Origin of the sequence: Thermoleptolyngbya sp. M55_K2018_002, assembly GCF_015295965.1 — a bacterium.
In the GTDB taxonomy this organism is placed as follows: Bacteria; Cyanobacteriota; Cyanobacteriia; order Elainellales; family Elainellaceae; genus Thermoleptolyngbya; species Thermoleptolyngbya sichuanensis.
Genome location: NZ_DVEA01000203.1, coordinates 1 through 5,876, shown reverse-complemented (window position 1 = coordinate 5,876; position 5,876 = coordinate 1). Strand labels below are relative to the sequence as shown.

The 5,876-nt window shown below is 59.4% G+C and carries 7 protein-coding genes; 3 read left to right on the top strand and 4 right to left on the bottom strand.

The window, feature by feature from the left end; genetic code table 11:
- Both IGS51_RS09845 and IGS51_RS09840 read right to left on the bottom strand, forming a co-directional pair.
- On the bottom strand, positions 1 to 761 hold a 761-nt coding region (locus tag IGS51_RS09845), incomplete at its 3' end, for a tetratricopeptide repeat protein (protein ID WP_367279304.1).
- Positions 737 to 1,105 (bottom strand): hypothetical protein, encoded by a 369-nt coding sequence (locus IGS51_RS09840; protein ID WP_297078240.1) that lies wholly within the window; start codon positions 1,103 to 1,105, stop codon positions 737 to 739. The genes IGS51_RS09845 and IGS51_RS09840, both read right to left, overlap by 25 nt.
- Before the next feature lie 190 nt (positions 1,106 to 1,295).
- Between IGS51_RS09840 and IGS51_RS09835 the strand changes: the two genes are divergently transcribed.
- From IGS51_RS09835 to IGS51_RS09825, 3 genes are all read left to right on the top strand, one after another.
- Positions 1,296 to 3,404: an FAD-dependent oxidoreductase gene (locus tag IGS51_RS09835; protein WP_297078239.1), complete on the top strand. Its 2,109-nt coding sequence runs from the start codon at positions 1,296 to 1,298 to the stop codon at positions 3,402 to 3,404.
- 158 nt (positions 3,405 to 3,562) lie between these two features.
- On the top strand, positions 3,563 to 3,853 hold the full coding sequence (locus tag IGS51_RS09830) for a nucleotidyltransferase family protein (RefSeq protein ID WP_297078238.1): 291 nt from the start codon (positions 3,563 to 3,565) through the stop codon (positions 3,851 to 3,853).
- Positions 3,850 to 4,182, top strand: a complete 333-nt coding sequence (locus IGS51_RS09825; RefSeq protein WP_297078237.1) for a DUF86 domain-containing protein — start codon at positions 3,850 to 3,852, stop codon at positions 4,180 to 4,182. The genes IGS51_RS09830 and IGS51_RS09825 overlap by 4 nt, the downstream gene beginning before the upstream one ends.
- 82 nt (positions 4,183 to 4,264) lie before the next feature.
- Here IGS51_RS09825 and IGS51_RS09820 read toward each other — a convergent pair whose 3' ends face one another.
- Both IGS51_RS09820 and IGS51_RS09815 read right to left on the bottom strand, forming a co-directional pair.
- Positions 4,265 to 4,429, bottom strand: a complete 165-nt coding sequence (locus IGS51_RS09820; RefSeq protein WP_297078236.1) for a hypothetical protein — start codon at positions 4,427 to 4,429, stop codon at positions 4,265 to 4,267.
- Between the two features lie 320 nt (positions 4,430 to 4,749).
- On the bottom strand, positions 4,750 to 5,876 hold a 1,127-nt coding region (locus IGS51_RS09815), incomplete at its 5' end, for a CHAT domain-containing protein (protein ID WP_297078235.1).

The window sequence follows — 5,876 nt, the reverse complement described above, 5'->3', positions numbered from 1 at the left end:
ATGAGCGCGCCGCTGTCGTTCGGGGCTTCCACCACCAGCACGCCCAGCGACAGCAGCACCGACACGCCCTGCCGCAGCATTTCCGCCGCCGGCCCCTGCCCCAGCGACAGCAGCAGCACCGCCACGGTCACAATCAGCAGCCGCAGCTTGGCCGCATTCAGCACTGCGCCGACGTTTTGCAGCAGGGGCCAGCGCGTTTCTCCCCGCCGCAGGTGCGTCCACAACTGCCCCGCCATGCCCAGGCTCAGCAGCCGATTTAGCGCCGCCGGAGCATAGCCCGGTTGCAGCCGCAGCGCCTCATCGCAACTAGCGATCGCCCGCTCATAGCGCCCCAGTCGCATCAGCGCCCGCCCGTGATGCGCCCAGGCAGCCGCTTTCCACGCCTCCTGCCGATGCGGAGCCAGCGAGAGGGCCTGCTCAAAATTGGCGATCGCCTCCAGCACCCGATCTTGCCGCAGCATTGCAATCCCCCGGTTGCTCCAGGCCCGGTCTAGCCTGCTGTCGAGGGCGATCGCCCGCTCATAGCACTGCTGCGCCTCGGCATATTGCCCCGCCACCGAATGCACCACGCCCTTGCTATTCCACGCTTCTGGCAGGTTTGGGTCAAGCTGCAAGGCGCGATCGCAAAGCTGCATCGCCGCCCGCTTTTGTCGCCACAGCACCGCCAGCAAAGACCCCTTCGCGCTCATCGACAGGGCATCCTGGGGCTGTTGTTCCAATGCGTTGCCAAAGCTGGTCAGCGCCTCGCCATAGCGCCCCAGACTGCGGAGCGTACAGCCGCGATCGCGCCACAGCCTTGCCCTCGGTTTGGCCGCCAGCTTGATCGCTTGGTCAAAATTTGCCAGCGCGCCCGCCCGTGATAGGCCGCCACCAGGTCTGGCCACAGCAGCAACGCCTGGTCAAACTGGGCGATCGCCGCTTCGATTTGCCCATCTCGCAACTGCCACCAGCCCAGCCGACACAGCAGCCCCGCCCGCTCTGCCTCGGGCAACGCCGCCTCACTCAGCCGCTGCCCACACTCCGCTGGCGTTAGCCGAGCCAAATCATCACCAGACCATGAAACATCCGAATCAAACTCAGAATCAAACTCAGAATCAGCGTACATGCAAAACACTCAGCGGCAGGACGGCGTGGCAATGCCTCTATTTATGCCTCTATTTTAGGTTGAGCAGGATTGAGGCAGTTGGCGGATTTCTCGCGGGCTGCGTCCGCAAGCAATCCGCCAAAGTCCAGAACACAGATGGCAAGTGCATAAGTCCTGTTGAGGTTTTGGCGGGTTGAGGGGCGGGAGTGAGATGCTCACCGCCCCCCTGCGCCAGCACAACGGCATTTTTGAAGACCGCGCCTTTACCCGCCCAACGCCAAACAGCGAACTTTCCTGCGCCATTCTCGTGGTGGGGGGATCGACGGCGGCCTATACGGCGGCGCTGGTGGCGGCGCGGGCCAATCTGTCGGTGTGCCTGGTGCAGCCGACGCAGATCTTGGGGGGACAGTTCACCGTGCAGGCGCTGCCCGCGTCGGACGATGGCGATTTGCTCAAAGAGCGGGCGGGCGCATTTCATCGGGCAGGGGAAGAATTTGCGATTTCGCCGTTGCAGCGCTGGTTTCGCGATCGCCAGCGACAGCTCCAACCCGTGCAGGGGGAGGTGCTGCAAAACCCCGGCGGCGGCTGGGTCAGCCCGATTTGCACCAGTCCCGTCGTATCCGCCATTGCCCTAAACGAGGCGATCGCCCCCTGCTTGGAACGGGGCACCCTCCGCTTCATTCCCTTTGCAGAACCCGTCGAGGTGCGGTTTGTCACTCCCCCCGGCGAGCGGCGGCGCGTCACGGGGGTTGTGTTTCAAGACCTCCAGCGGGGGCATCGCTTCACGATTTCGGCGCAGATCACCATTGAGGCTACCGATCTGGGGGATCTGCTGGAAGTGGGCAACATTCCCTCCCGCGTGGGGCAGGAAACCCGCGAAGAAACTGGCGAACAGGCGCTTCCCAAACATCCCCTGCCGGAGTGTCAGCAGTCCTTTACCTACGGCGCGGTGATCGAACTGGCGGAACCGGGCAAAGGCAAGCCCATTGGCGCACCGCCAGGATACAACGTCGCCCCCTGGCTGCTGGCGGCGGATTTTGAAGCCGACTTTTGGACGAAATCTGGCGGTCAGTGGGAGCCACAGCCGCGCCCCTTTTTGCATCCCTTTGGGATTTTCCGCTATCGTCGCCTGATTCGCGTGTCTACCCAAGAGAAGCTGGTGAAGCCGGGGGATGTGTCGGTGCTGAACTGGGGCCAGCATCAGCATGGCGAGGGCGGGCCCATGCTCTGCGGCAATGACTATCGCGTGGGGGAACTGGTCGGCGTGAGTCGGGAGGAGCGCAAGCTGCATCTCAAACAAGGGCGCGATCGCGCTCGGGCCTATGTCCACTATTTGCAGCAGCGGGGCATTCCGCTAAAACCCCGGGGCGACCTCACCTGGACCGCCGACGGCATCGCCCTGGAACCCTACATCCGCGAGGCGCGGCGCGGTATCGCCCTCACCCCCATCCTCCACGAAGACGTGGCCAAGGCCTTTTTCCCCAACCAGGCGCGGGCCCGCTGCTTTGCCGACAGCGTGGGCATTGGGCAATATCACTATCTCGACCTGCACGGCAACGATCGCCAGGGCCATGCCAGCCTGCCTGGAGACAAGGTAATTGCGCTGCCCTTTACGCTGCCCGTGGGGTCGCTTGTTCCCCTAGACACCGACGGGCTGGTGCTGTCCTCCAAAAGCCTCGGCACGACCCACATCACCAACGCCGCTTACCGAATGCATCCGGTGGAATGGGCAATTGGGGAAGCCAGCGGCTATCTGGCGGCGCTGGCCGTGTGGGCGGGGGTGCAGCCGAGGGCGATCGCCCTGCAAGAACCCCTCCTCCGCAAGCTGCAAGGGCTGATCACCCGCAACGGCATTCCTATCTTCTGGTTTGACGATGTATCCCACAGCGACCCCGACTTCGAGCCGATCCAGGTGATGGCGACCGCAGGCATCGTCCGCAGCGAAACCACCACCGACCTGCATTTCCGCCCCGAAAACACCGTCACCCGCGCTGTTGTCTCTACTGCAATGGTGAAGCTGCTCAACCTGTCGCCCACCATGCCCGACCAGCCCACCTTTTCCGACGTGCCCAAAAACCACTGGGCCCATCCCTATATCGAGGCCCTGGCCGCAGCCGGACTGATCGCCGGAGTCGGCCGCGGCCGCTTTGCGCCAGAGTCGCCCATCACCCGCGAGCAGTTGTCCTTCTTGGTAAAAAAAGCCGCACCCGATGCCTATGACCGGGCCTTTGCCCGCACACCCATCGACCGCCAATCCCTGCGCCGCCGGGAACTGTCGCGGGTGCTGTACGAAGTGATGAAAGTCGTGTTGAAGAATTAGAAAATCATAAGGGCGATCGCCCTGGTTCTGAATCAAGATTTCGTAGACGCAAGCTTCAGTAGGAATCCGCAATTTCAGTTCTGCGAATTGCAGGGCATCAAGCAGAAGATTAAAGCACTGGGGCAATGGGATAATGAAGACACATGGAGAGGCTGCTAATGAACATTGGGTTACAGGTGCAGGAAAAACGAGAAGCAATTTTGGCGACAGCAGCAAAATACGGAGCCTACAACGTTCGCATCTTTGGCTCGGTAGCACGGGGCGAAGCCGACTCAGACAGCGACGTTGATTTTCTGGTGGAACTGGAGGCAGAACGCAGCTTACTTGACCTTGGCGGGTTGCTGATGGAATTACAAGACCTGCTGAATTGTTCAGTAGATGTGGTCACAGTAAAAGGTCTGCGACCCAGAATCCGCGATCGCATTCTGAGTGAAGCAATTCCCTTATGAGAGACGATCGCGAGAAATTGCAAGATATCCTAGATGCCATCGAGCGGATTGATCGCTATACTGCACAGGGCAGGCAAGCATTTGAACAAAATGAATTAATTCAAGCTTGGTTCACTCAAAACTTGCAAGTGATTGGGGAGGCTTCCCGCTCGCTCTCTTCAACCCTGCGAACTCATCATCCAGAAGTACCTTGGGCAAAAATAATTGGAATGCGAAACATTCTGACTCACAACTACTTCGAGATTGATCTCGATATTGTTTGGCTAACTGTAGCGCAAGAATTACCAAGTCTAAAGCAAGCCATCACAGACATCTTGCAATCGTTGTAGGCGATCGCTCTTGCGATCAATCTGGGCGCGGCGAGGCAAGGCTGGTCTGGTCTACCTCTATACCCGCGAGTGCCGCTGGCGGCTATTGTTGCGGAGGCAGCTTTGCCCGTTCAGCATCATTCAGCTCCGGCAAATCCTGCTGCCATTCGGTAAAAAATTGCTCATCCTCCACCCGGTGTAATCCAAACCGGGCTTCCACTTCAGATAAGCTTTTAACCGCGTCGGTGACTGCAATGACTTTTGCCATGATGGGTTCCCTTCACCGGAGTCCTATCATAATCAGGGACAAATCAGAGACAAATCAGAGACAAATCAGAGACAAATCTTTGATCAACGGGATGTGCAACTTTGCCGATCCCCCTCATCCTAAATCCAGAACGGGAGAGGGACTTCAAGCCTCTGTTGCTTCCCTGCTCTCGACCTGGCAGAAGGGGTTGGGGGATGAGGGCAAATTGAACGTTGCATATTGCGTTTTTAACCTTGCGTTTCCAACCTTGCGTTTTTAGTTTTTAGCATTGCGTTTTTATCAGGTAACAAAATCTCGCTATCTGATAGCAAAAGTTCGCTTCAAAGTCCATTGCCGATCAGGATAAACGGGGCCCAGAAAAACGGCGGCTGGTTGTCTTGAATGAGACTGATTTGGGCCTGCTGGAGGGCTTCTGCTTTGGAGATGGTTTTCTGATTCAGCAGTCGGTAAAACTGGGTCATCAGCGCTTCGGTGCCTTCGTCGTTGACCCGCCACAGCGAGGCGATCGCCGCTCTGGCCCCGGTGCGCTGCATCTGGAAGCCAAATCCCAGAATTTCTTCGCCATTGCTCTCGCCGCTCACGGCGGTCTGGCAAGCGCTCAGCACGATCAGTTCCACATTGGGCAACGACCAGCGCGACGCATCTTGAAGCGTGACGCGATCGCCATTCCCAAACACAATAAAGGTTTCCTCCGGCGAACCCGCCACAAACTGCGCGTGGGTCGCTAGGTGAACCACCGTATAGTCATTCATGCGGGGCACGGTTGCCTGGGGGCTGAACTGGGCATCAATCAGCTTTTGCGTGTTGGGAATCTGGGCTGCAATATTCTCCACCTCGATGCCTGCAAACGGCAGCCCCGGAAACCGCAGTTCTCGCGTCCCCACTCGCACGCTAACTTCACCCTGCACAAACGCCCCTGCCAGCACCCGCAAGTCGCGCTGGGGTCGTCGATCAAACTCTGTGAGGGAGGCGGCGGTAATGTAGTTAACCCGATAGCGCTGGGCCAGCCATTGCGTGCCGTCGTGCAGCGCCGCCAGCGGAATGTAGCGCAGTTGCCCGTCTGGGGCATAGACAATCGTCTGGGTGTTGGCTTGGGCCAGGTCTGCTTCGAGCGGCCGCACCAGCCAGTTGTAGAGTCGCTGGGCGCTGGGTCTGGGGTTGACCCGAATGTCGGTCAGGGATTGCCGCAGTTCCAAAATTGCCTGATTGAGCTGGGTGCGCGGGACGTTCACCGTGCGGCGGATGGGCGGCGAAAAGGGCGTAACCAAAATTAGCTCTAGCCGATCGTCTAGCACCAGCGGATAGAGCAGGACGGCGTTTTGATTCAGGTTTCGCAGGTTGTTTTGCAGCGCGGTGAACTGCACCGGGTCAATGTTTTGGCGGCGCGTGGTGCGGCTGAGCTGATCTAGAGCGGCGGCCACCTCTGGGCGATTGAGGAAATCATCGA